The organism is Streptomyces sp. HUAS MG56 (assembly GCF_058673395.1).
Genome location: NZ_CM178722.1, coordinates 6,109,423 through 6,132,944, shown reverse-complemented (window position 1 = coordinate 6,132,944; position 23,522 = coordinate 6,109,423). Strand labels below are relative to the sequence as shown.

The following is a 23,522-nucleotide window of genomic DNA, read 5'->3' as shown; positions in this document are numbered from 1 at the left end:
TAGGTACTTTCCAACAGTTAGCGCCACTCCTAGGGTTAGCGAAGGACGCACCCGAGAAGGAGATCGCACATCATGAGCATCGTCGTCACCGGAGCCACCGGACACCTCGGCCGCCACGTCGTGGAGCAGCTGCTGGAAAAGGTTCCGGCGGAGCAGATCACCGCCGTCGTGCGCGACGAGCAGAAGGCCGCCGACCTCGCGGCCCGCGGCGTACGGCTCGCCGTCGCCGACTACAACGCGCCCGAGACCTTCGGCAGCCTCTTCGCCGCCGGCGACAAGGTCCTGCTGATCTCGGGCAACGAGTTCGACAAGGGCCGGGTGGCGCAGCACAAGGTCGTCATCGACGCGGCGAAGGCGGCCGGCGTGGCGCTGCTCGCGTACACCAGCGCCCCGGGCACCCTGACGGCCGCCCTCGCGGACGACCACCGCGCGACCGAGGAGGTGCTGCTCGCCTCCGGCCTGCCGTACACGCTGCTGCGCAACGGCTGGTACTTCGAGAACTACACCGAGAACCTCGCACCGGTGCTGGAGCACGGCGCCGTCGTCCAGGCCGCCGGCGCCGGCCGGATCTCCGCCGCCTCCCGCGCCGACTACGCCGCCGCCGCGGTCGCGGTGCTGACCGGCGAGGGCCACGAGAACAAGACCTACGAGCTGGGCGGCGACGAGCCCTTCGGCTTCGCCGAGTACGCGGCCGAGCTCAGCCGGCAGACCGGCAAGGAGATCGCCTACACCCCGGTCACCCCCGAGGTGCTGACCGGCATCCTGACCGGCGCCGGGCTGCCCGCTCCGCTGGCCGGGATCCTGGCCGAAGTGGACGCCTCCATCGAGAAGGGCGAGCTGGTCGTCACCACCGGCGACCTCACCCGTCTGACCGGCCGCCCGGCGCAGTCGCTGGCGGAGGCGGTCAGCGCGGCCGTCAAGGGCTGACCCTTCCGCCTCCACCGGGTTTCCACCGGCTGTCATGACCGTATACCGATACGGGCATGACAGCCGGGGGTGCTCGGCACTACCTTCGTTCTCGCGCGCGCGTGTGCCGATGCACCACGAGAAGGAGGGGCCGTGAGCGGGACGTCCAAGAACTCCGGGAGCTCCGGAAGCGAGGACCGGACAGGCCTGCTGAACGGCTTCGCCGCCTATGGCATGTGGGGGCTGGTCCCCCTCTTCTGGCCGCTGCTGAAACCCGCCGGCGCGGTGGAGATCCTCGCCCACCGCATGGTCTGGTCCCTGGTCGTCGTCGCCGCCGCGCTGCTCTTCGTACGGCGCTGGGCCTGGGCCGGAGAGCTGCTGCGCCAGCCGCGCCGGCTCGCGCTCGTCGCCGTGGCGGCGACCGTCATCAGCGTGAACTGGGGCGTCTACATCTGGGCCGTGAACGCCGGCCATGTGGTCGAGGCCTCGCTCGGGTACTTCATCAACCCGCTGGTGACCATCGCGCTGGGCGTGCTGCTACTCAAGGAACGGCTGCGGCCGGTGCAGTGGGCGGCGGTCGCGACCGGCCTCGCCGCCGTCGTCGTGCTGGCCATCGGCTACGGCCGCCCGCCGTGGATCTCGCTCGTCCTCGCCTTCTCCTTCGGCACCTACGGCCTGGTGAAGAAGAAGGTCGACCTCGGCGGCGTCGAGTCACTGGCCGCCGAGACCGCGATCCAGTTCCTGCCCGCGCTCGGCTATCTGCTCTGGCTCGTCGCCCACGGCGAGTCCAGCTTCGTGAACGACGGCTCCGGGCACGCCGCCCTGCTCGCCTCCACCGGCCTGGTCACCGCGCTGCCGCTGGTCTGCTTCGGCGCGGCGGCGATCCGCGTGCCGCTGTCCACGCTGGGCCTGCTCCAGTACCTCGCCCCCGTCTTCCAGTTCCTGCTCGGCATCCTGTACTTCCACGAGGCCATGCCGATGGAGCGGTGGGCCGGCTTCGCGCTGGTCTGGCTGGCGCTGATCCTGCTCACGGGCGACGCGCTGCGCTCCGCGCGCCGCACGCGGCGGTCGCTGGTGGTGGCGCGCGGCGGCCAGGCCGAGTCCGCCGCGGTGGACGCCTGACGGCTGTTCCACGGCCACGGCCGTCGTGGCGGGCCGCGGTCGTGTCCGACGGCCGCTGTCAGTGGCGCGCGCTATAAGTGACAGCCATGTCGACACAGACGCCCGCACCCCTGCACTGGAAGCTCGTCATCGACGCGGCCGACCCGCACGCCCAGGCCGACTTCTGGGCCGCGGCGCTGCACTACCCGGCCGAGGACAACAGCGCCCTGATCGAACGGCTGCTGTCCGCCGGCGCGCTGCCCGGCGAGGCCACGGTCGAGTACCACGGCCGCCCCGCCTTCCGTGACCTGATCGCCGTACGGCACCCCGACGACCCGTACGACCCCGCAACCGGCACCGGGCTGGGCCGGCGCCTGCTCTTCCAACGCGTCCCGGAGCCGAAGACGGCCAAGAACCGGCTCCACCTCGACCTGCACGCCGGCCCGGAGCGGCGCGCGCAGGAGGTGGCCCGGCTGGAGGCGCTGGGCGCGCGCGTGGTGCGCGAGGTGACGGAGCCCGCCGGGCAGTGGGTGGTGCTGACGGACCCCGAGGGCAACGAGTTCTGCGTGCAGTGAGCCGCGGGGCGAGCCCCGTGGGACCTCGCTCACGGCTGTACGGCGGCCGGGCTCACGACTGTGCGGCGCGGGCCGCCCGGTCGGTCAGGCGGCCCATGCGGGCGCGGGCGGACTCCAGGGGGTGCAGGTCGTCGGAGGCGGGACCCGGCTCGGCGCTGAGGTCCGTCCACAGCTCGATCAGGTCGCGGCCCAGCCGCAGGCCCTCCTCGGGGTCACGCACCGCACGCCAGGCGGTCGCCGCGCTGCGGACGTTGCCGTAGGCGGCTTCCGCGTCCCGCGCCTGCCGGCGCAGCCGGGCGAGGTCCAGGGACTGTTCGAAGGCGCGGACCGGTTCGCCGCCCAAGTAGGCGATGTAGGCGGACAGTTCACGCAGGTGCAGCACCTCGGCATGGCCGGGGCCCAGCACGGTGGAGGCCTCGGTGACCGTACGGTCGGTGAGCTCCGCCGCCACCTCGATCCGGCCCGCGCGCACGGCCTCGTTGATCCGCGTCATCGGCTCGGTCAGCAACTCGGCTCCCTCCGCCGTCTCCGTCAACGGCCCGTCCCCGAGCACCTCCTCGGCGACGGCGTCGAACCCCCGGGCCGGCGTGTGGGCCGCGACCGGCGCCTCCGGCTCGGCGTACAGGGGGAGAGAGACCGAGAGGGAGGGGGAGGGGGAGGAGGCGGCGGGAGCAGGGATGTGGTCGGGGGTGGGGAGGGGTGCGGCTTCGGGCGCGGGGGCGGCGGAAGAGGGAGTGGAGAGGGCGGAGGGAGCGGAGGGAGCAGCAGCCGTGGTGGTGGTTGTGGTGGCGGCGGCCGCCACCGGCGCGTCCATGACCGGCGGGGGGCCGAACTGCCCCGTCGGCACCCGCGCCGTCCCGGCCTTCGGTTCCGGGCACGACCCGGCCTGCTCCGCCGGCTGCGCCTTCTCCGCCTCGTGCGGCGGAGCCGTCCGCACCGGCTCCCCCATGACGCGGCTGGAACCGTCCGCCGAGACCTCCAGGGGAACCATGAGGCCCACCCGGTCGTCCTGGATCGTGGCACGTATCGGGGCGCCGAGGCTGATGGCGAGGCGCTGGAGGCGGTTCAGGACCGTCTGGTGGATCTCCTCGCCCGGCACGGCCGCCACCGACGTCCCGCCCACCGACGCGCCACCCGCGCCGAACACCCGGACCGGCACCGCCGCCCGGTGCTCCGCGGGCCGCTGCGCCCGCTTCTTCTCGAAGCTCAGTCGAGACATCGGTTTTCCCTCACTCCCCCGGCGTCGCGATTCCGGTCGTACGCGTCCTGCCCACCAGTGTCTCCGCTCCCCTCGGCTTCCGGGTCACCGCACCGTCACAGCCTCGCACCAGCCGCCTCCCGGGAGCATGCTCAGCGGCGGCGCGAAGACGCTCTTCGCGCGGGCCCGGCAGGAGCTCAGGCGCTGATGTCCTTCGTCGTGAACCTCGCCCAGGCCGCCGTGCCGAACACGGCCGCGTACAGCGCCTGGAGGCCGAGGTTCTTCTCCAGGCCGTCCCAGTAGACGGGGTCGCGGATCAGGTCGGCGAAGGACAGCCAGTAGTGCGAGAAGAAGTACGGCTGGAGGGCGTGCAGCTGGGGTATCTGGTCGAGAATCTGGACGGTGATGAGCAGCCCCACGGTGGTCGCCATCGCCGCGATGCCGCTGTTCGTGAGCGTCGAGACGAACAGGCCGAGGGCGGCCACGCCGACCAGCGAGAGGGCGACGACCAGGGCGATCAGCAGGGCTCGGCCGAGGCCCTCGGCGAAGCTGATCTGCGTGCCGGATATCGTCGTGAGGTCGCCCAGCGGGAAGAGCAGCACGCCGACGATCAGTGCCGAGACGGCGACGACCAGGGTGGCCAGCAGGCAGAAGGCCATCACCGTCGCGTACTTGGTGAGCAGCAGCCGGGTGCGGCCGGCCGGGGCGACCATCAGATAGCGCAGCGTGCCCGCGCCCGCCTCGCCCGCTATCGCGTCCCCCGCGACGACGCCGACGGCCATCGGCAGGAAGAACGGCAAGGTCGCGGCGAGTGCCGTGAACACCAGGAACAGGCCGTTGTTGGTGATCTGCGAGATGAACGCAGGGCCCTGGCCGCCGTGGTCCGCCGACCCGCCGCCGCGCGTCTCGATCTTCACCGCGATCCCGACCAGCACCGGCACCGCGGCCAGCACCCCGAGCAGGGCGAGCGTGCGCCAGCGTCGGACGGTCGTGACCAGTTCGCTGCGCAGCAGCCCGAACGTCCACAGCGGGCTCGGCCGGCGCACGGCGGGGACGAGGGCCGCCCCGAACCCGGGAGCCCTCTCGGACAGGGGATCCGTCTCAGCCCGCGACATCGAAGCCCTCCCCCGTCAGTGCCACGAACGCGTCCTCCAGCGAGGCCCGTTCGAGCGCGAGGCCGCGCACCCGCACGCCCGCCATGACCAGCGCGGCGTTCACCTCGGCGAGGTCCCGCGCGGGCGGTTCGCCGGTGACCCGGTCGCCGTCGGCGGTGACGTCCGCGACGCCCTGTTCCTTCAGCACCCGGGCAGCCTCGGCCGGATCCGGGGTGGTCACCACCAGCCGGCCGCGCGCCCCGGCAGCCAGGTCGGCCACCGCGCCCTGTGTGACGAGCCGGCCCTGCGCCATGACCGCCGCGTGCGTGCACACCTGCTCGATCTCGTCGAGGAGGTGGGAGGAGAGAAAGACCGTCGTGCCGTCGGCGGCCAGTTCTCTGATCAGGGTGCGGATCTCCCGCATGCCCTGCGGGTCGAGGCCGTTGGTGGGCTCGTCCAGGACGAGCAGCCGGCGCGGCTGGAGCAGGGCGGCCGCAAGACCCAGGCGCTGCTTCATGCCCAGCGAGTACGCTCTCGCCTTCTTTCCGGCGGCCGCCGCGAGGCCCACCCGGTCCAGGGCGGCGGCGACGCGGGCGCGCCGGGTGCGCGGGTCGGCGGTCGGGTCGGCGGCGTCGTAGCGCAGCAGGTTGTCCCGGCCGGAGAGGAAGCCGTACAGCGCGGGGCCCTCGATGAGCGCGCCGACCTCGGGCAGCACGGAGCGGGCCGCCCGGGGCATCGGGCGGCCCAGCACCCGGGCCGTGCCTGCGGTCGGCTCGATCAGGCCCATCAGCATGCGGATGGTCGTGGTCTTGCCCGAGCCGTTCGGACCGAGGAAGCCGAAGACACTGCCGGCCGGGACGGTCAGATCCAGACCGTCCACGGCGAGCTGTCCGCCGCGGTAGCGCTTGGTGAGACCGCGCGTGGCGATGACGCTCGCCTCGGCCTGCCCGGGGGCATGCCGCTCGGCGTCCCCCGCCTCCCGCTCCGTGGCGGACGGTCCGTCCATCGGCTCCCCCTCGGTTCGTGCTTCCGTAAAGGGTCAACGCACGATCACGGTCCGTAGTGCCCGGACAGGGTCACTTTCCTTCGTTCGCCGCCTTCACCAGGGCGTCCTTCGTCACCGCGCCGGCGTAGACCTTGCCGTCGTCGGTCATCAGGACGTTGACCAGGCGGGTGGAGAAGACCGTGCCCTTGCCGAACTTGCCCGAGACCTTGTCGCCGAGCGAGCCGAGGAAGCCGCTGAGGTCGCCGGCCTTGGAACCGCCGCTCGGCAGGCCGCCCTTGGCGCCCGTGTCGAACGTGGCGACGGACGTCCAGCCCTTGCCGATGACAGTGCCCTTGTCGTGGCCCTGGGCGAGGCCCCCGCCGGGCTTGAACCCGTCGTGCTCCCGGGCCGTGGCGCCCTTCTTCTGCTCCGTCACCTTCGCGCCCTTGGGCGGGGTGAAGGTGAACGTGGAGGCGGCCGGCCTGGCGAAGGAGACCTCGGTGAAGCCCGCGTCGACGACGGCGGCGCCGCCGCTCTTCGGGGTCAGCGTGAACTTCAGCGGCATGCCCGTCTTCGCGTCGACCGCGATGCTGATCGCGCCGACCGTGGTGCCCGACTGGCGCGGCTTGATCAGCAGCTTGTAGGCGGCGCGGCCGGCGACCTGCTCGGTGCCGTCGACGGTGACGGACGTGGTGCCGTCCACCGCCTTCAGCGCCTGGTCGGCGAAGTCCTTCGGCGTGGCCGGCGGCTGCTCGGCCCTGCGGTCCTTGCCCGTCTCGGGGGAGGTGCTGTGGGAGACGGAGTTGGTCTTGCTGTCGTAGCCCCAGACGTTCGTGCCGTCGTGGATGAGGCTGTACTCGGAGCCGCTCTCCAGCAGCGAGATCTTCTGCTTGTCCGGGCCGTCGGCGGCGACGCGCAGCGTGTGCGTGCCGGAGACCAGCTCGGTGAGCTTGGCCTGCGGGTCGGCGGAGGAGCCGGCGCCGGCGCCCTTGCCGGCCCCGGAGGCCAGGCTGCTCTCCAGGCCGCCGAGGTTCGGCAGGCCGAGGTCGGTGCTGATCTTCACCGTGCCGGACAGCTGCTGCACGTCCGACTTGGCGATCTTGTCGATGAGCTGCTTCGCGGTGATCTTGGGCAGGTCCGGGTCGCCCGAGGCGGCGAGCGCCGGGACCAGCCCGATCGTGGCCGCCGCCACGCCCACCACCGCGACCGGGACCGCGTAACGCGCGGCCTTGCGGCGTCCGGCGTGCGGGTTCTCGTCCCGCGCGACGTCCACCGCGTCATCGGATTCGTACGGTGCCATGTGTGCCTTACCTCCGTCGTCGGCGGCGGCTTTCCTCACGCTGGTCCACCCTGAGCCGCCATTCTCACCCGAATCGGTGAGGAGTGGTGATGTCCGTGTTCCCCATCTCACCAAATCGGCCATGAGGAAGCGTCAGACCACGGAGCCAACTCCGTGTACGCCTGCGGTATGACACGTAGGGGCGGCGACCACCGGGACCCCTAGGGGCCGGGCCCGGTCGCACGGATGCCGAAGGGCGCCGTACGGCCGTGTGCCATATCGCGGACACGTCAGCCACTGTCAGCGGGGACGAGCCGGTACGCCGTCGCGGGCCGGCACGCCGTCGTGGGTGGCCCGGGGCCTCAGCCCGCGCGGTGCACCACCGCGTCGCACAGCTCCACCAGAGCCGCCTTGGCGTCGCAGTCCCGCAGCGGCGACAGCGCGGCCCGGGCCTCCTCGGCATAACGCACGGTGTCGCGGCGGGCCTGCTCCAGCGCGGGGTGCGCACGCAGCGCGGTCAGGGCCTCGGCGTGCCGGGCGTCGTCGGTGAGGTCGGAGTCCAACAGCTCGCACAGCGCGAGGTCCTCGGGCAGCCCCAGCCGGGCCGCGCGCTCGCGCAGCCGGAGCACGGGCAGCGTCGGGATGCCCTCGCGCAGGTCGGTGCCCGGGGTCTTGCCGGACTCGTGCGAGTCGGAGGCGATGTCCAGGACGTCGTCGGCGAGCTGGAAGGCGACGCCGAGCCGCTCGCCGTACTGGGTGAGGACGTCGACGACCGTCTCGTCGGCGCCCGACATCATCGCGCCGAACCGGCACGAGACCGCCACCAGCGAGCCGGTCTTGCCGCCGAGCACGTCCAGGTAGTGCTCGACCGGGTCGCGGCCGTCCGAGGGGCCCGCGGTCTCCAGGATCTGGCCCGTGACCAGCCGCTCGAACGCGAGGGCCTGCACCCGGACCGCCTCGGGCCCGAGGTCGGCGAGGATCTGGGAGGCACGGGCGAAGAGGAAGTCGCCGGTGAGGACCGCGACGGAGTTGCCCCAGCGGGTGTTGGCGCTGTCCACACCGCGCCGCACGGCCGCCTCGTCCATGACGTCGTCGTGGTACAGCGTGGCGAGGTGGGTCAGCTCCACGACGACGGCCGACGGCACGATGCCCGGCGCGTAGCGGTCGCCGAACTGCGCCGCGAGCATCACGAGCAGCGGCCGGAACCGCTTCCCGCCGGCCCGTACGAGGTGCTGCGCGGCCTCCGTGATGAACGGGACCTCGCTCTTGGTGGCCTCGAGCAAGCCTTCCTCGACAGCCGCCAATCCGGCCTGGACATCGGCTTCGAGAGCCTGGTCCCGCACGCTCAGCCCGAACGGCCCGACGACGGTCACGAGGGGTCTCCTGTCTGCTGGTGTCTGCTGGCGATTACACGGTTTGTCGATAGGTCGCTGCCATCACTCAAGTCAGCGTATCCGGTCCTGTTTCGATCACCGATAGCGCCCACCGGTCCGGCCCGGGCGCTATTGGATCATGGCCGCTTTGTTTTCGATCAGATGGTAAGAACGGACATTCATCGACTTAACAGGACACCTTGCGCTTTGTCGCGAACCGAGGGGCGAGCGGAGTAATGGCTCCACCCTCACCCGCGGGCCATCTCACACCCACCCCTCACTCCACCCCTCACCCACCCCCCTTTCCACGTCCCCCTTCGCGACCGGCGCCACTCCGAGCGCGAGTCCCTGAAATCCGCTATGTCCCCTTTATGACTATTTGATACTTCGTGAGTTGGGTCACGGACGCCCATGTCCGCACACCGGCCGCCGAACCGCCCGTTCTCCTTGCCCGGCGCGCGAGTTGAGGGTTGACAACCGCAAAGGATCAAGTACCACATAGGGGGCAGTTCAAGGTCAAACAGGACGTTGTGTGATTCCGGCACTTGTTCCCGACATGTGCTCTCGCATACGTTCCGGCTCGCTGGGCGGACGCCGAATCCTGCCGCCGCCCGCACAACCATCCGCGAACCCATTCGTACGGCAGGAGCGGGGGACCCAGGTAAGTCGCCGGACCGGTCGGCACACGTCGCACCGGAACGGCTAGGGGTGAAGCCGCGCCTTCTCGCGAAGGCACGGCCGGGCACCTCCCCGCCCGAACCCGACAGCTCACCTCGCAGGCGCCGGAGAGGAACTCCCCATGTCTGCTGCCGCTCAGCACAGCCGTACCCGCACCAGCCGTCTCATGCGCACCCTCGCCGTCGCCGGCACCGGTGCCGCCGTCCTCGCGATGCCGCTCATCGGCGCCACCAGCGCCTCCGCCGCCACCAGCACGCCCTCGACGGCCGCCGCGACCACGTCCCTCGTCCACACGTCCGGGTACACGAACACCCTCGACGGCTGGATCCGCGAGTCCCTCTCGATCATGGCCCAGAAGGGCATCCCCGGCTCCTACAACGGCATCTTCCGCAACATCATGCGGGAGTCCTCCGGCAACCCGCTGGCCATCAACAACTGGGACTCCAACGCCGCCGCCGGCATCCCGTCCAAGGGCCTGCTCCAGGTCATCGACCCGACCTTCCGGGCCTACCACGTGACCGGCACCGCGTTCGACCCGTACGACCCGGTCGCGAACATCACCGCGGCCTGCAACTACGCCGCCGCGCGCTACGGCTCGATCGACAACGTCCACAGCGCGTACTGAGACACCGGTCAGCCGGTCAGCCGGTCAGCCGGTCGGAAACAGTCTTTCGAGGACGACGGCGACGCCGTCGTCCTCGTTCGACATGGTGATCTCGTCGGCCAACGCCTTCAGTTCGGGATGCGCGCCGGCCATGGCGACCCCGTGCCCGGCCCAGTCGAACATCGGGATGTCGTTGGGCATGTCCCCGAAGGCCAGCGCCTGTCGGGCACCGACGCCGAGCCGCTCCGCGGCGAGCGCCAGCCCGGTCGCCTTGGTCACCCCGGACGGCTGGAGCTCCACGGTCCCCGGCCCCGACATGGTGACCGTCGCGAGCGAACCCACCACCGCGCGCGCGACGGCCGCCAACTCGTCGTCGGACAGGGCGGCATGGCGCAGCAGCACCTTGCTGATGGGCTTGTGCCACAGGTCGTCGCGCCGGTCGACCCGCACCGAGGGCAGGGTCGGGTGCGGCATCCGGTAGCCGGGCTCGATGAGCGTGAGCCCGTCGACGCCGTCCTGGTCGACGGCCGCGTAGACCTGCCCCACCTCGGCCTCGATCTTGCCGAGCGCCTCCTCGGCCAGTTCCCGGTGCAGCCGGACCGACCAGAGCAGGCGCCCGCTCCCGGCGTCGTAGACCTGCGCGCCCTGTCCGCACACCGCGAGCCCCGCGCAGCCGAGGCGCGCGAGCAGCGGCCGTACCCGAGGGGCCGGACGGCCCGTCACCACCAGATGCCGGGCACCGGCCCGCGCCGCCCGCGCGAGCGCGGCGAGCGACCGGTCGGAGACCGTGTCGTCGCCCCGCAGCAGCGTGCCGTCCAGGTCAGTGGCGATCAGTGCGTATGCGGCTGCCATGATCAGAGAATACGGACGCGGGGCCTGTCCGACTCACCTTGCCGTACTGCGTACTTACGTGCTCATCACCCCCAAGTGGCGCCCGCCGTCGGCCTGATGACACCGTCGGGGTCCCCTGTATGCCGTCGCCGTCCCCGGATGCGGCCGCTTCGTCAGCCGTGGGCCGCCGCCAGGTGCTTCGCCAGTCGCGGCGAGGCGAACTCCGTGCCGCACACGAAGCGCATCACCGGGCCGTACGACGCCGCCGCCGGCAGGCCGGTGAAGTACAGGCCGGGGACGGAGGAGACGCAGCCGGGGCCGAGCCTCGGCGCACCGCGGCTCACGGCCAGCCGGGTGCGCAGGCCGTGGCCGAGGAAGTCCATCGCCGCGATGTCGACGCGGTAGCCGGTGGCCGCGATGACGTGGTCGGCGGCGAGCCGTTCCACGCCGTCGGCAGGGGTCTGCCCGCGCGGGCCGGTTCGGGAGCGGGAGAACGTGCGGACGGTGAGGACGGGGCTGCCGTCCGACGCCTCAGCGCGGACGATCCGCTCGACTTCCTGCACCTGTACGGCGCTGTCGAACCGCTCGCGCAGCCACCAGGCGCCGAGCGGTCCGAGGACGCGGCGGACCAGGTAGTGACGGGCGGCCTCGGGCAGGTGGCGGTAGGGGTGCGGGTAGTAGCTGAGCGCCCACAGCGACCAGGCGCGGCCGAAGGGGGATGCGGGGCGCAGCCTCGGCTGCTCCCAGGGCGGGGCGCCGAAGGCGACCCGGCCGCGGCCGCGCGCGACCACGCGCACGCGTGCGCCGGCTTCGGCGGCGAGCGCGGCCGTCTCCAGCGCGGACTGGCCGGCGCCGACGACGATCAGCTCCCGGCCGGCGAACCGCCCGAGGTCGTGGTGCTGGGAGCTGTGCGAGAGCGGTCCGGTGGCGGAAGGCCCGTCGGGTGCCGCGCCCGCGAGTTCCGGCGGAAGGTGGGCGAGGCCGGACAGGCCGGTGGCGACGACGACCGCGCGCGCGGTGCACAGCTCTCCCGAGTCCAGCTTGAGTTCGAAGCCGCCGCGCGCGTCACGGTCGACGGACACGACCCGCACCCGCTCCAGGCCGGGCAGCAGCTTCTGCTGGAACCACTCGCCGTAGGCGACGAAGGTCTCCACCGGGATGATGTCCTCGTCGGCCACCAGGCGGCGGATGCCGGCCGCGTCGCAGTAGTCGGCGAGGGTGTGGCCGGGCTGCGGGCAGTCCAGGCTCGACGCGGCGGGTGTCGACTTCAGGAGCATGCCCTCGGGCATGTGGGCGCGCCAGCTGACCATGGGGTCGCCGAAGACGCGGACAGGGATGCCGCGCGCGCGGAGATGGGCGGCGGTGGACAGGCCGAACGGCCCGGCCCCGATGACTGCAACCGGTCGAGTCACGAAGTCCCTCCCCAGGACACGGTGCGCCACTCTTGCTCGTCTTGGTGGCTTGGCCTACTTCGTGGAGGTGTTGCCGCCGCGGCGGTTGGTCCGCCACAGCTGATACAGGTGCTTCGCGCCCGGGCGCACGAAGCGGGCGAGCATCGTGAGGAACGGCAGCGGGTCGTCACCCGCGAACCAGGCCAGCTCCGTCCCGCTCGCCTTCGCCGGTGCGTGCGGCGTCGTGTAGCCGCTGCGGCGGTAGGCGAGGAGGGCAGGCAGGTCGATGTTCTCCACGACGTAGCGGTGGCCGGCGCGCTGTTCCCCCTCCGGTACGGCGCGGCCGGTCAGGTGCAGGTGCAGGGCGCGGACCACGTCCACCCCCGACTCGTTCTCGAAGAGCCGGAACTGGGCGCCCATGCGGGGGTTGAAGTCCAGGAGTTTGTACTGTCCGTCGCGCCGGTCGAAGCGCAGGTCGAGGTCGATGATGCCGCTGAAGCCGATCTGTTTGATGAAACGCGCGGCGAGATCGGCGAGTTCCGGGTTGTCGACGACGTAGGCGTTCGCCGTCATCCCGGCGTGCGGCGGCCACGAGCGGACCTTGACGCCGGTGAACAGCGCGAGCGGGGTGGAGTCGGGGCCGAAGCAGGCGTGCACGATCCAGTCCTCGGCCTCCTCGCGCGGGAGGTACTCCTGGAGGATCACGCCCGGCTCGTCGCCCCAGTCGCGGGCCAGGGCGAGCAGGCCCTCCCGGGTGGCGATCCGTGTGGTGCCGTTCACGGCGGGCCGGCGCCGCCGTACGAACGCCTCGCGGTTCTTGGCCACCACCGGGAAGCGGGCCGTGTCCGCGAAGGCGACGATGTCGTCGTACGACTCCGGGAACGCGGCCGACGGGCTGGCGATGCCGTGCTCGACGCACAGTTCGTGCAGTCCCTGTTTGCTGGCGAGCCGGCGCGGCAGCCCCGGCTCGACCCTCGGGAAGAGAAAAGATCCGGCCAGCTCGTCCTGGTGCTCGGCGATCAGGACGGCGGCCTCTTCGTCGGTCGGTATCAGGACGGTCGGGCGGCCGATGCGACGGCCGACGCGCAGCAGCCCCTCGACCAGGTGGCCCGGGTCCTCCGCGCCGGTCGTCGGCCACACGAACGCCTTCTTCAGATAGCGCGAGGACGCCGCCGGCGTGTACGGATCCTCGGTGATGGCGTACATGGGCACGCCGAGGCGGCCCAGACTGCGAATGGCGCCGACACCGCCGTGGTGCAGCGGATAATCGCCGAACTTGACGATCAGCCCCGGCACGTCACGGTCGGCCTCGAACGGCACACTGACGGCGTCTCCGGCCACGGGTCCCCCCACGTGTCCCCCCAAACGGAACGGATCCAGCCCGTCCGTGTCCCCAAAGGACGCTAAGCCGGAATTGCCCACTCCGACAAGGCCTATTCGGAGCCTATTCGGACATTGCGAACCCTTTAGGTATCGTGCGGGCAACCTTCGGGGCACCTGGCGGGACGTGCACCGGGGCACACCTCGGGGCTCTGCCCAAGACATGCGTCACGGCCGTAACGTGTGGCGCGACCACATGGAACGCATCGCCATGCACGGCCCGGATGAGAGTGAGGCAGCACCCCATGCCCCCCTTCGACGTCCCCGAGGGCGACCCCTTCGGCCCGCACAACCTTCCCTATGGCGTGTTCTCGCCCTCCGGCAGCACGGAGCGGAGGGTCGGCGTCCGGCTCGGGGACCACGTCCTCGACGCGGGCGCGGCGGCCGCCGCCCTCGGCTCGCCGCACCAGGCGCTGCTCGCCCGCCCCACCCTCAACGCCCTCATGGGCGCCGGCCGCGCGACGTGGTCGGAGGTACGGGACGCCGTCACGGCCTGGGTCACGGACCCCGCGCACCGCGAGGCCGTGGAACCGCTGTTCCGCCCCTTGTCCGAGGTGACCCTGCACCTGCCCTTCGAGGTCGCGGACTACGTCGACTTCTACGCCTCGGAGAACCACGCGAGGAACGTCGGCCAGATCTTCCGCCCGGACGCCGCGGACTCCCTCACTCCCAACTGGAAGCATCTGCCGATCGGTTACCACGGCCGCTCCGGCACGGTCGTCGTCTCGGGCACGGACGTCGTACGGCCCTCGGGGCAGCGCAAGGGCCCGGACGACCCGGTGCCCGTGTTCGGCCCGTCGGTCCGGCTGGACATCGAGGCCGAGGTCGGCTTCGTCGTGGGCGTCCCGTCCGCACTGGGCAGCCCGGTCGCACTCGGCGACTTCCGGGAGCACGTCTTCGGCCTCTGCCTGCTGAACGACTGGTCCGCGCGGGACATCCAGGCCTGGGAGTACGTCCCCCTCGGCCCGTTCCTCGGCAAGTCCTTCGCCACCTCGGTATCCGCATGGATCACCCCGCTGGACGCGCTGGAGCACGCGCGCGTGACCGCCCCGGAGCGCACGCACCCCCTGCTGCCCTATCTGGACGACGCGGCGCCGGGCATCGAGCCGGGCGGCTACGACCTGCGGATCTCCGTCGCGATCAACGGCCATGTGGTCTCCGAGCCGCCGTTCTCGACCATGTACTGGACCGCTGCCCAGCAACTCGCCCACATGACGGTGAACGGCGCCTCGCTGCGCACCGGCGACCTGTACGGCTCGGGCACGGTGAGCGGTCCCGAGGAACGCCAGCGCGGCTCCCTCCTGGAGCTGACCTGGAACGGCCGCGAGCCCCTCGAACTCCCCGACGGCAAGCGGGCCTTCCTGGAGGACGGCGACGTGGTGACGCTGTCCGCGTGGGCCCCCGGCCCGGACGGACGCCGGGTCGGGCTGGGGGAGGTCAGCGGCCGCGTCGTATCGGCGTGAGCCACGCGGTCGCCACGCGCGTGCGTGCGTGCGTGGCGGCGCGTGCCGGCGACGTCCGGCGCGGCGGCCCCGCCGGACGGCCTGGACCGGCCGGGCCGCCAACCGACCGTGACCTGCGACGGGACCGCGGGCACCGTGTCCACCGCGGTCCCGGTGCCGCTGTCCCCGGTCGCGCTGGTGACTTCGGACGGATCCGCGCCCGGCTCGCCGTCCGGATCGGCAGCGGGCGACCGCCGGAGGGCGATCGACTGCCGACGCTACGGCGGCGGGCCCCATGGCGCGCGTGTGCCGCGAGCCGGAGGCGGCGTCGCTGGTCCGCACCCGGCGCGGCGCGGGGACGCGGGTCGCTCCACCGCCGCCGGGCGCCCGACACCGCGAGACGGCGGAACTCGCCGACGGCACGAGGGACTTCGCGGCCTGGACGCCCGCGCCGGGGTTCGGGCCGGACGACGTGCTGGAGGCGGTGCGGCAGGCCGTGCGGAAGCGGGAGACGAAGGGCTTCCGCCCCCGGAGGCCGGCCGAGCCGGACGCGACGGAACGATGCGGCCGGGAGCGCGGGACAGATCACTGCCGAGACCTGCCTCTCACCGCTCCTCCCCGGCATACTGGGCGGACAACGCACCATGCGACGCGCCCCCGGCCCATCGCCCCGCACCACCCGCACCCGCGCCCCTCTCCGACCAGGAACCGGAGCCCCGGCATGACCGTCTGCCTGCTCCTGCTGAGCGTCGTCGCCCTGACGTCCGCGCTGCCGGCACCGCGCGCGCTGACCCGTGCCGCCTGGCCCGAGCGGGAACCCGTGGTCGCGCTGTGGGTGTGGCAGTGCCTGGTCGCCACCGTCCTGTTGTGCTGTCTGGCCGCGCTGGTCCTGGGCACGGCGGCCGTCTTCCACACCGTCCGCGACCGCGTGTTCGCCCCCGCGCCGCCCTCCGTCACCGCCGCGTACGACCTGTCCGCCACACCGGTGTGGGCCACCGCCCTCACCCTGCTGCTGGCCTGCGGGGCCGCGTGGACGACGGCGATGCTGGCCCGGGAGATCGTCGAGGCCCGCCGCAGCCGCGGCCAGGCTCGCGCACAACTGCGCGAACGGGCCCCCGACCTGCCGGCCGGACTGCCTGCGGCGCGGGGCCCGATGCTCGTGCTGGAGGACGAGTACCCGGACGCCTGGTGGATGCCGGGCCACCCGCCACAGCTGGTCGTCACCACGGGCGCGCTGCAGCGCCTCACCGACCATCAGCTGGACGCCGTCCTCACACACGAACGCGGGCACGCGCGTGCCCACCACGACTGGCTGCTGCACCTGTCCACCGCGCTCGCCACGGGCTTCCCGCGCGTGCCGCTCTTCGCCCACTTCTGCGACCAGACGCACCGCCTGGTCGAGCTGGCCGCCGACGACACGGCGTCCCGCCGCTGCGGACACCTCACCACGGCCCTCGCGCTGATCGAGCTGAACCAGCACCGGGGTGTCCTCTCCTGCGACTCCAGCCGCCGCCTGCTGGGCGAGCGCGTGGACCGCCTCCTGGAGCCCCCGCCGCGGCTGCTGCGCCGACACCAGGCCCTGACGACGACGGTGGCCGCCCTGGTGCCGCTGCTGCCCCTCCTGATCACGTTCGCCCCGGGGCTGACGGCGCTGTCCTGACAGGCCCGCCGGTGGCAGATCTTCCCGCCCGCTGAGCGAGAACCGCAGCTCAGCGGTGTATCCAACACCCCCTCACCTGGCGCAACACTGCGGCAACACGCCTTTCCCCACCACATCGGTATGGTTCCAGCCATGCCACCCACCGACCGCCCCCGCGACCACGCCGGTCAGGGCGCCGCGACCACCGTCGCAGCCCACCGCGCACGTCGCCGGCTGCGTGCGGACCGGGCCCGGCAGCTCGCCGACCTGCTGCGCCACCAGCTCCTCACCGGCGCCTTCCAGGACGGCCCCCTCCCCCACGAGTCGATCCTCGCCGCCGACTACCGCGCCTCCCGCAACACCGTCCGCCAAGCCCTGGATTTGCTCCGGGCCGAAGGGCTGGTGGAGCGGCAGCCGGGGGTCGGCACCGTGATCGTCGCCCGGAAGTACCCGCACGGGCTCGACCGTCTTCTGGGCCTCGCGGAAACCCTCCGCGAACACGGCCGCGTCACCAACGAGGTCCGCACCATGGGCCCCGCTCCCGCACCCGCCCCGGTCGCCGACCGCCTCGGCGTACCGGCCGGCGCCGACGTGCTCTACATCGAGCGCCTGCGCCGCCTGAACGGCCTCCCCCTCTCCCTCGACCTGACCTACATCCCGCTCGACATCGGCACCGCCCTGCTCGGCGCCGACCTGGAGAACACCGATGTCTTCCGCCTTCTGGAAGCCATCACCGGCCAGCGCCTCGGCCACGCCGAGATCACCCTGGAGGCGGTGAACGCGGACGCCCACTCCGCCGCCGTGCTCCAGGCCCCGCGCGGCGGCGCCGTACTGATGCTGGAACGCCTCACCCACCTCGCCGACGGACGCCCCGTCGACCTGGAGTTCATCCGCTTCCGCGGCGACCGCATCACCATGAGCGGCCTGCTCCACCGGTCGTAGCAAAGGCCGCCGTACCTCACCCTGCCTGCACGTTTCCTGGAGACAGCCATGCCCTTGGCGCCCCAGCGGGCCGACGTGCCCGTCACCATCGACGAGTCGAAGTGCATCGACGGCTGCACCCTCTGCGTGGACATGTGCCCGCTGGACTCCCTCGCCATCGACGAGAGCAACGGCAAGGCGTACATGCACGTCGACGAGTGCTGGTACTGCGGCCCGTGCGCGGCCCGCTGTCCCACCGGAGCCGTCACGGTCAACATGCCCTACCTGCTCCGGTGAGAGGTACAACCCCCATGAAACGCACGGCAGTTGCCTTGTCGGCAGCCGCACTCCTGCTCCCCCTGTCCGCCTGCGGCGGCAGCGCCGAGGCGGGCAGCGGCTCCACGGTCACCGTGACCGTCGGCTACCAGTCCAAGACCATCAACACCGTCACCGCGGGAACCCTGTTGCGCTCCCTCGGCTACTTCGAGCAGCAGCTCGACTCCCTGCACGACGGCCACACCTACAAGGTCGACTGGCAGGACTACGCCACAGGCGCCCCGATCACCGCCCAGATGACCGCCGGGAAGATCGACATCGGCTCGATGGGCGACTTTCCGCTCCTGCTCAACGCGGCCCGCGGCAAGCAGCTCGGCCGCCCCACGCACCTGGTCTCGGTCACCGGCTACAACCTGCGCGGCGGCCTCAACACCGTAGTCACCGCCCCTGATGCGAAGCTCGCCTCGCTGACGGACCTGAAGGGCAAGACGGTCTCCACGAGCATCGGCTCCGCCGCCGACGGCACGCTCGTACGTGCCCTTCAACGCGCCGGCATCGACCCGGACAAAGGCATCTCCAAGCTCAACCAGCAACCCGCTGTGGGCGCCTCGGCGCTGGCCTCCGGCAGCGTGGACGCCCTGTCGCAGTTCGTCGCCTGGCCCGGGCTGCTCGCCTACCAGGGCAAGGCGAAGGCCTTGTACGACGGCGCCCAGCTGAATCTGCCCACCTTCCACGGTGTGACCGCCCGCGAGGACTTCGCCCGGCGGCATCCCGCCGTCCTGGAGGCCTTCCTCAAGGCCCAGGCCGAGGCGACGGACTACCTCAACGCCCACCCCGTCACCGCCGCCGAAAAAGTCGCCCGGGCCACGGGCCTGCCCGCCGAGGTGGTCTACCTCTACAACGGCGCCCACGGCATCGCCACCTTCGACCCGGCCGTCAAGCCCCAGCTCGTCTCCGCGCTGAAGCAGGACGTGTCCGTGCTGAAGGCCGCCAAGCTGACCGGCGACATCGACGTGGACTCCTTCGTCGACGACCAGTACGTGAAGAAGGCCCTCGGCACCTCCTACGCACAGCGGCTCACCGCCGCGCCCGCGCCGGCCGCGAGCGAGGTATGGGCCAGGAACAGCGACAAGACCCTCACCTTGAAGTCCCCGAAAGCGCTGCTGGCCTACGTGGCCGGGCACCAGGACGGCATCCGTGCCGCCTACGTGCCCGACGCCACCACCGGCACGCTCTGGTTCGCCGACAAGGCGGTCTGGGTGGCCTACGGCGACCGATTGCTGCCCTTCGTCACCCCGGACACCGCGCAGGCCTACGTCGCCGCCCACGGCGGCGCTCGCACCGTGTCGTACCGCGAGGCCCTGGAGCGGGCCTCATGACCCGCCGGCCCCTGACGCGATATGCGCTGCGCACCGCCTCCCTGGCGGCCTTCCTCGGCCTGTGGCAGCTGCTGACCGGCCTGAAGGTCGACCTGTGGCTGCGCTTCTCGCAGTTCCCGACCGCCACCGACGTGGCCCGTGCCTTCGCCGGCCGGCTCTCCGGTGACGACTACTGGACCGACCTCGCCGACAGCCTCACCCGGATCCTCACGGGCTTCGCCCTGGCCGCCGTCCTCGGCGTGGCGACAGGCGTGCTGGTGGCCCGCTCGCGGCTCGCCGAGGATCTGCTCGGTCCGGTCCTGGAGGTGATCCGCCCGATCCCGGCGATCGCCCTCGTCCCGGTCGCGATCCTCCTCTTCCCCTCCAACGAGCAGGGCATTGTCTTCATCACCTGCACCGCTGCCTATTTCCCCGTGCTGGTCTCCACCCGGCACGCGGTCCGCGCGCTCACCCCCGTCTGGGAGGAGGCGGTGCGCACCATGGGCGGTCGCCGACTGCGGATCCTCGCGTCGGTGGTGCTGCCGGGCGCGCTGCCCGGGATCTTCGGCGGGCTGTCGGTCGGTATCGGCGTGTCGTGGATCTGCGTGATCTCCGCCGAGATGATCTCCGGCCAGTACGGGGTCGGTTACCGCACCTGGCAGGACTACACGGTGGTGAACTACCCGGGTGTCTTCGTCGGCATGGTCACCATCGGCGTTCTCGGCTGGGTGACCTCCACGGCCGTGGAGCTCCTCGGCCGGCGTCTGACCCGCTGGCTGCCCCGAACCTCGTACGTCCCCGGCGGCCGCACCCGCGCGGCCCGGCCCGCTGTCGTCCCCGTTCGCGGCGGCCGCGATCCCGAGCAGCACGCCCAGCCCGAGCAGCAGGGCCACCAGGACACCGAGGAGGCCCGCGATGAGCACCTCGTCTGAGACCGTCACCGCTCCCGTCAGCACGCCGGCGCCGGGGAGCGCACGTGGTACCCGGCTCACGTTCCGTTCCGCCGTGCTCGGGCGGCCGGACGCGCCGGTGCTGTCCGAGGTCGACCTGGACGTCGATCCCGGCGAGATCCTCACCGTCGTCGGCCCCTCGGGCTGCGGCAAGTCCACGCTGCTGCGCACGCTCGCCGGGCTGCTGCCCGTGCTGGGCGGCACGGCCGAGGCGGAAGGCAGTCCCCTGACCGGGCCGTCGGCCGACCGCGCGCTGGTCTTCCAGGAGGACGCGCTGCTGCCCTGGCGCACCTTGCGGGGGAACGTCGAACTGCCGCTCGCCATCAGCGGCGTACCGCGCGGTGAACGCCGTGCCCGGGCCGAGTCCTGGCTCGAACGCGTCGGACTCAGCGCGCAGGCGGGGCAGTTGCCGCACCTCGTGTCCGGCGGGCAGCGCCAGCGCGCCCAGTTGGCTCGCGCGCTCGCCGACAGTCCACGCGCGGTCCTGATGGACGAGCCCTTCGGCGCCCTGGACGCCCAGACCCGCTCCGGCATGCAGGACCTGCTGGTGGAGGTGCTCCGCGGCACGGGCGCGACCGTCGTCTTCGTCACGCACGACGTGGACGAGGCCCTCTTCCTCGGCGACCGCGTGGCCCTCCTCGGCTCCGGCCGGGTGGTGGCCGTGCGCGACGTCCCGGGCCCCCGCGACCGCGGGGCTGTGGACGCTCCCGCCCGTGTGGCCCTGCGCCGCGACATCCTGACCTCGCTCGGCTCCTGAAAGGCACCCCGGTGACCACCCCCGCGCCCACCCTCCCGGAGATCCCCGCCGTCACCGACGCCGAGGAGCTGACCTGCGACGTCCTCGTCATCGGCGGTGGCACCGCCGGCACCATGGCCGCGCTGACCGCCGCCGAGCGCGGCGCCGACGTCCTGCTGCTGGAGAAGGCCCACGTCCGTCACTCCGGCGCGCTCGCCATGGGCATGGACGGCGTCAACAACGCGGTTGTCCCGGGCCGCGCCGAACCCGACGACTACGTCGCCGAGATCACCCGCGCCAACGACGGCATCGTCGACCAGTCCACCGTCCGCCAGACCGCCACCCGAGGTTTCGCGATGGTGCAGCGGCTGGAGTCGTACGGCGTCAAGTTCGAGAAGGACGAGCACGGTGAGTACGCGGTGCGCCAGGTGCATCGCTCCGGCTCGTACGTACTGCCGATGCCAGAGGGCAAGGACGTCAAAAAGGTCCTCTACCGGCAGCTGCGGCGACGCGAGATGCGGGAGCGGATCCGCATCGAGAACCGGGTGATGCCGGTCCGGGTGCTCACGGCGGGCGGGCGGGCCGTGGGCGCCGCCGGCTTCCACACCCGTACCGGCGCCTTCGTCACCGTCCGCGCGGGGGCGGTCATCCTCGCGACCGGCGCCTGCGGCCGGCTCGGGCTGCCCGCCTCCGGCTACCTGTACGGCACCTACGAGAACCCCACCAACGCCGGTGACGGATACGCCATGGCCTACCACGCGGGCGCCGAGCTGACCGGCATCGAGTGCTTCCAGATCAACCCGCTCATCAAGGACTACAACGGGCCCGCCTGCGCCTACGTCGCCAACCCCTTCGGCGGCTACCAGGTCAACCGGCACGGGGAGCGGTTCGTCGACTCCGACTACTGGTCCGGGCAGATGATGGCCGAGTTCGCCGCCGAGGTCGCCGGTGACCGCGGCCCGGTCTACCTCAAGCTCAGCCATCTCCCCGAGGAGTCGGTGTCCGCGCTGGAGTCGATCCTGCACTCCACCGAGCGCCCCACCCGGGGCACCTTCCACGCCGGGCGCGGGCACGACTACCGCACCCACGACGTCGAGATGCACATCTCCGAGATCGGCCTGTGCGGCGGCCACTCCGCCTCCGGCGTCCGCGTCGACGACCACGCCCGCACGACCGTCCCCGGCCTGTACGCCGCCGGTGACCTCGCCTGCGTCCCGCACAACTACATGATCGGCGCCTTCGTCTTCGGCGACCTCGCGGGCGCGGACGCCGCACAGTACACCGCGTACGCCGGGGAGCTTCCCGCGGACCAGGTGCGCGAGGCGCACGAGCTGATCTACCGTCCGCTGCGCAACCCGGACGGCCCGCCGCAGCCCCAGGTCGAGTACAAGCTGCGCCGCTTCGTGAACGACTACGTGGCACCGCCGAAGTCCGGCGCGCGGCTCTCCCTCGCCCTGGAGGCCTTCGAGCGGATGCGCGCCGACATCGCCGCCATGGGCGCCCGTACCCCGCACGAGCTGATGCGCTGCGCCGAGGTCACTTTCATCCGCGACTGCGCCGAGATGGCCGCCCGCGCCTCCCTCGCCCGCACCGAGTCCCGCTGGGGTCTCTACCACGACCGTCTCGACCATCCCGGACGGGACGACGCCTCCTGGTTCCACCATCTCGATCTGCACAAGTCCCCCTCTGGTGCGATGGAGTTCACGGCCCGTCCCGTGGCTTCCTATCTGGTCCCGGTCGAGGAGTTCGCGCCCGTCGGCGGTCCCTCCCGGCGGATCGGTGAGGTCCGCCCCGAGCACGTGGCGACGGCCGGTCCGCGCGAGGCGGCACCGGTCGCCGCGGGACCGGCCCCCGCACGCGCCGCTGCCTCCGGCGCGCGGGCCGGCGCCCACGGCTCCGCCTCGCCCCGACTCCTCCAGCTGCTGGAGCTGGCCGAGGCGGAGCCGGAACTCGCCGCTCTGGAGCCCTACTTGACGGACTCCGACCCCGCTGTGCGCCGTACGGCCGTCGCGGTGCTCACCGAGACCGTGCCGTCCGGCGGTGGGCTGGCCCTGGCCGGTGCGCTCGCCGACCCCGACGCCGGGGTCCGCGCGGCCGCCGCGGCCTCCCTGCGCGAGCTCGTCGAGACCCTGCCGCCCGACCCCGCCCTGGGCGGCGCCCTCACCGGTGCGCTCGACCAGGCCGACCCCGTGGTCCGGGCCGCCGCGCTCGATGTGCTGCGCGCCCTGCGGCTCGGCCGGGCCGGTGTGTTCGCTGCGGCACTGAACGACCCCGACATCGCCGTCCGCACCGAGGCCGTACGGGCGCTGGTCTCCGTCGACGCCGTCCGCCCGCTTGCCGGTGCCGCGGACGATCCCTCCCGGGAGGTCCGGGTCACGGTGGCCAGGGCGCTGGCCACCGTCGCCCCGGCGGCGTCGGCGGAAGCCGACCAGCAGCTGCTCAGGGCCACCCTGAACCGGCTGACGGAGGACACCGATGCCCTGGTGCGCGGCGCCGCGCTCGGCGCGCTGGCCGGCACCGGCTGCCCGGCGCCGCTCGCCGCCCGGGCCGTGGCCGCCCTGTCCGACCCGGCCTGGCAGGTCCGCTCCGGCGCCGCCACCGCGCTGTCGGCCGCGACCGCCGACGCGGCCGTACCCGCGCTGGCCGAGGCCCTGGGCGACGCCAATGCCGACGTACGCAAGGCGGCCGTCCTGGCCCTGACGCGGCATCGGGGCACGGCACAGGCCCGCGCGGCTCTCGCCACGGCCGCGACCGACTCGGACGCGGACGTCAGGGCCTACGCGGCACGGGGGCTGTGACGATCCC

Annotated in this window: 20 protein-coding genes and 1 riboswitch; of the genes, 12 read left to right on the top strand and 8 right to left on the bottom strand. The window is 72.5% G+C overall.

Annotated features, from left to right (window positions below; all coding sequences use genetic code 11):
- Positions 1-72: 72 nt before the first annotated feature.
- The 3 genes from AC4OXY_RS28995 (at position 73) to AC4OXY_RS28985 (ending at position 2,582) form a co-directional block, all read left to right on the top strand.
- Complete coding sequence (locus tag AC4OXY_RS28995; protein ID WP_362822966.1) at positions 73-927, top strand: SDR family oxidoreductase; 855 nt, start codon at positions 73-75, stop codon at positions 925-927.
- A 132-nt stretch (positions 928-1,059) separates the two neighbouring features.
- Complete coding sequence (rarD, locus tag AC4OXY_RS28990; protein ID WP_356027523.1) at positions 1,060-2,028, top strand: EamA family transporter RarD; 969 nt, start codon at positions 1,060-1,062, stop codon at positions 2,026-2,028.
- Positions 2,029-2,114: 86 nt separating this feature from the next.
- The gene (locus AC4OXY_RS28985; protein WP_376293460.1) at positions 2,115-2,582 is read left to right on the top strand and encodes a VOC family protein; all 468 of its coding nucleotides are present in this window, start codon (positions 2,115-2,117) and stop codon (positions 2,580-2,582) included.
- Positions 2,583-2,634: 52 nt separating this feature from the next.
- Here AC4OXY_RS28985 and AC4OXY_RS28980 read toward each other — a convergent pair whose 3' ends face one another.
- The 5 genes from AC4OXY_RS28980 to AC4OXY_RS28960 all read right to left on the bottom strand — a co-directional run bounded on the left by AC4OXY_RS28980 (position 2,635) and on the right by AC4OXY_RS28960 (position 8,511).
- Positions 2,635-3,801 (bottom strand): hypothetical protein, encoded by a 1,167-nt coding sequence (locus tag AC4OXY_RS28980; protein WP_491991332.1) that lies wholly within the window; start codon positions 3,799-3,801, stop codon positions 2,635-2,637.
- Positions 3,802-3,977: 176 nt separating this feature from the next.
- The gene (locus tag AC4OXY_RS28975) at positions 3,978-4,895 is read right to left on the bottom strand and encodes an ABC transporter permease (RefSeq protein ID WP_491991331.1); all 918 of its coding nucleotides are present in this window, start codon (positions 4,893-4,895) and stop codon (positions 3,978-3,980) included.
- Positions 4,882-5,880, bottom strand: a complete 999-nt coding sequence (locus AC4OXY_RS28970; protein WP_362822969.1) for an ABC transporter ATP-binding protein — start codon at positions 5,878-5,880, stop codon at positions 4,882-4,884. Before AC4OXY_RS28970 ends, AC4OXY_RS28975 begins: the two co-directional genes overlap by 14 nt.
- A gap of 70 nt (positions 5,881-5,950) precedes the next feature.
- Positions 5,951-7,159, bottom strand: a complete 1,209-nt coding sequence (locus AC4OXY_RS28965; RefSeq protein WP_356027535.1) for a LolA family protein — start codon at positions 7,157-7,159, stop codon at positions 5,951-5,953.
- A gap of 341 nt (positions 7,160-7,500) precedes the next feature.
- A complete protein-coding gene (locus tag AC4OXY_RS28960; RefSeq protein ID WP_356027538.1) occupies positions 7,501-8,511 on the bottom strand; it encodes a polyprenyl synthetase family protein in 1,011 nt (336 codons plus the stop codon).
- Positions 8,512-9,125: 614 nt separating this feature from the next.
- Positions 9,126-9,306, top strand: a riboswitch (cyclic di-AMP (ydaO/yuaA leader).
- Between the two features lie 4 nt (positions 9,307-9,310).
- Between AC4OXY_RS28960 and AC4OXY_RS28955 the strand changes: the two genes are divergently transcribed.
- A complete protein-coding gene (locus AC4OXY_RS28955) occupies positions 9,311-9,814 on the top strand; it encodes a transglycosylase SLT domain-containing protein (RefSeq protein ID WP_376293469.1) in 504 nt (167 codons plus the stop codon).
- A gap of 24 nt (positions 9,815-9,838) precedes the next feature.
- On the opposite strand, the gene AC4OXY_RS28950 is transcribed toward AC4OXY_RS28955, so the two are convergent.
- From AC4OXY_RS28950 to AC4OXY_RS28940, 3 genes are all read right to left on the bottom strand, one after another.
- Positions 9,839-10,645 (bottom strand): HAD family hydrolase, encoded by an 807-nt coding sequence (locus AC4OXY_RS28950; RefSeq protein ID WP_491991330.1) that lies wholly within the window; start codon positions 10,643-10,645, stop codon positions 9,839-9,841.
- A 152-nt stretch (positions 10,646-10,797) separates the two neighbouring features.
- The gene (locus tag AC4OXY_RS28945; protein WP_356027545.1) at positions 10,798-12,036 is read right to left on the bottom strand and encodes an FAD-dependent oxidoreductase; all 1,239 of its coding nucleotides are present in this window, start codon (positions 12,034-12,036) and stop codon (positions 10,798-10,800) included.
- A 54-nt stretch (positions 12,037-12,090) separates the two neighbouring features.
- A complete protein-coding gene (locus AC4OXY_RS28940; RefSeq protein ID WP_491994656.1) occupies positions 12,091-13,335 on the bottom strand; it encodes a carboxylate--amine ligase in 1,245 nt (414 codons plus the stop codon).
- 305 nt (positions 13,336-13,640) lie between these two features.
- Between AC4OXY_RS28940 and fahA the strand changes: the two genes are divergently transcribed.
- The 8 genes from fahA to AC4OXY_RS28900 all read left to right on the top strand — a co-directional run bounded on the left by fahA (position 13,641) and on the right by AC4OXY_RS28900 (position 23,515).
- The gene (gene fahA, locus AC4OXY_RS28935; RefSeq protein ID WP_491991329.1) at positions 13,641-14,858 is read left to right on the top strand and encodes a fumarylacetoacetase; all 1,218 of its coding nucleotides are present in this window, start codon (positions 13,641-13,643) and stop codon (positions 14,856-14,858) included.
- Between the two features lie 700 nt (positions 14,859-15,558).
- On the top strand, positions 15,559-16,497 hold the full coding sequence (locus tag AC4OXY_RS28930) for a M56 family metallopeptidase (RefSeq protein WP_491991328.1): 939 nt from the start codon (positions 15,559-15,561) through the stop codon (positions 16,495-16,497).
- A gap of 132 nt (positions 16,498-16,629) precedes the next feature.
- Positions 16,630-17,418, top strand: a complete 789-nt coding sequence (locus AC4OXY_RS28925) for a GntR family transcriptional regulator (RefSeq protein ID WP_356027552.1) — start codon at positions 16,630-16,632, stop codon at positions 17,416-17,418.
- 48 nt (positions 17,419-17,466) lie between these two features.
- A complete protein-coding gene (locus tag AC4OXY_RS28920; protein ID WP_010986276.1) occupies positions 17,467-17,694 on the top strand; it encodes a 4Fe-4S dicluster domain-containing protein in 228 nt (75 codons plus the stop codon).
- 14 nt (positions 17,695-17,708) lie between these two features.
- Complete coding sequence (locus AC4OXY_RS28915; protein ID WP_491991327.1) at positions 17,709-19,052, top strand: ABC transporter substrate-binding protein; 1,344 nt, start codon at positions 17,709-17,711, stop codon at positions 19,050-19,052.
- The gene (locus tag AC4OXY_RS28910) at positions 19,049-19,963 is read left to right on the top strand and encodes an ABC transporter permease (protein ID WP_491991326.1); all 915 of its coding nucleotides are present in this window, start codon (positions 19,049-19,051) and stop codon (positions 19,961-19,963) included. The genes AC4OXY_RS28915 and AC4OXY_RS28910 overlap by 4 nt, the downstream gene beginning before the upstream one ends.
- The gene (locus AC4OXY_RS28905) at positions 19,947-20,738 is read left to right on the top strand and encodes an ABC transporter ATP-binding protein (protein WP_491991325.1); all 792 of its coding nucleotides are present in this window, start codon (positions 19,947-19,949) and stop codon (positions 20,736-20,738) included. The genes AC4OXY_RS28910 and AC4OXY_RS28905 overlap by 17 nt, the downstream gene beginning before the upstream one ends.
- Positions 20,739-20,749: 11 nt before the next feature.
- Entirely contained in the window at positions 20,750-23,515 is a 2,766-nt protein-coding gene (locus AC4OXY_RS28900) for a fumarate reductase/succinate dehydrogenase flavoprotein subunit (RefSeq protein ID WP_402064146.1), read from the top strand.
- Positions 23,516-23,522 lie beyond the last annotated feature (7 nt).